The organism is Reichenbachiella sp., assembly GCF_039941815.1.
Lineage (GTDB): Bacteria > Bacteroidota > Bacteroidia > Cytophagales > Cyclobacteriaceae > Reichenbachiella.
In genome coordinates, this window is the sequence record NZ_JBDVDW010000070.1 from 1 (window position 1) to 1,358 (window position 1,358).

3 protein-coding genes are annotated in these 1,358 nt (G+C 42.0%); all 3 read left to right on the forward strand.

Annotation, left to right across the window (positions count from 1 at the left end):
• Positions 1–57: 57 nt before the first annotated feature.
• The 3 genes from ABJF11_RS19910 (at position 58) to ABJF11_RS19920 (ending at position 1,122) form a co-directional block, all read left to right on the forward strand.
• Complete coding sequence (locus ABJF11_RS19910; RefSeq protein ID WP_348122009.1) at positions 58–204, forward strand: hypothetical protein; 147 nt, start codon at positions 58–60, stop codon at positions 202–204.
• 376 nt (positions 205–580) lie between these two features.
• On the forward strand, positions 581–916 hold the full coding sequence (locus ABJF11_RS19915) for a hypothetical protein (protein ID WP_348122010.1): 336 nt from the start codon (positions 581–583) through the stop codon (positions 914–916).
• An 8-nt stretch (positions 917–924) separates the two neighbouring features.
• Positions 925–1,122 carry a hypothetical protein gene (locus ABJF11_RS19920; protein WP_348122011.1) on the forward strand — a complete coding sequence of 66 codons (198 nt, stop codon included), beginning with the start codon at positions 925–927 and terminating at the stop codon, positions 1,120–1,122.
• Positions 1,123–1,358: the final 236 nt, after the last annotated feature.

The following is a 1,358-nucleotide window of genomic DNA, read 5'->3' on the forward strand; positions in this document are numbered from 1 at the left end:
CGTTTCTTCTAGTACATTGGAAACGACTTCCACTTGGTCACAGGTTTACCACCTAAATTGAGATACAGAGTACATCTACAGTATGTGGTTGCTCTGATAGGCTGGCGATATGTGCTTATCAACCACAAAAAACATCGATCAGAGAAAAAACTACATCCACACAACGAAAAAATGCCGCAAGCCACAGTAGAATTACTTGAATGAAGTATGCAAATTTCGTGCACATAATTCCGATTTATTGGGTCTCTAGTAATAGTAGCCACGTATCATTTGACTACTGCATCTGAGGAATGTTTGCCGAGCCAATGCGTCAAAACCAATAAGAAGTCTACAGCAGTATAGGAGGACGTCAGCAAGAAGATAATAAGGTAGAGAAACGGCAATATTAGCGGTGTGATAGTACCTACAGCAATAATAGTGCATCTATTGACTTGTTGCACTTCATTGGGTTACCTCGGACTTAGCAACAAAAGCCGCACCTCCATTGCGCAAGTAGGCCGTGCCCACTACGAATGAGCAGATTCCCGAAAATTGACTGATATGGGAAATAAGGAGAATAAGTTTATTATTAATAGCCTGCATGCCGGCAAGTAAAAAACTAAAATATCCTTATGCGTATCATATGTGTGTGTGTTCTTTCTACCCGTGGACATCAAGCACATTGTCAACCAGTGCCCGTGCCGATTCTTCAGTGCTAAAGAGATACAAGATATATTGTCACAGAACTACGCCACAGAGATACTGCAATGTTACGTATGAACTAAGCACAGCAGTAGACAAAACAATGCAAGGCTATGTCATCCTACTGGATATGACAGGCACGGCATACATATTATATGAAAGAGAGAAAACGAAAGAAAACATAGACAAAAGAAACCAAAGAAAACAAAGAAAACAAATCGGAAGAGAGAAATGAAAAAATAAATGAAAATAACAAACTGTCGTGCCTCTACGCAGGGGATGAGGCAGACACTTGAAAAAAAGCGCCCTGAAGAAAGAAAGAACGAAAGAAAAAAAAACATACTTATTTACAGAGTAAACCTAAGAAGCGAGGGAAAACGTCAGGCTAACCGAAGCACAGAGTACCCTCCGGGTAGCGGCAACAGTTTCTGGTATGAGTAGCATAGACAGGTTCTCCCTACAGTTACGCTTGGGACCTTACTACCCTGACTGCCGTCTCCGTACTGCGTTCGTCGACTGTGCCCCCCTCCTCGGCGTCAGACAATACAAAACAAGCAAAGCAGGCTCGTCATCCACCCACGCCACACGACTCCTTCAATAAGGCTTATCAATCGGAGAAAGGAGAAACAAAATGAAAATCACATAGGGTCAGCGCGAAAAGAAAAAAATGAAATATT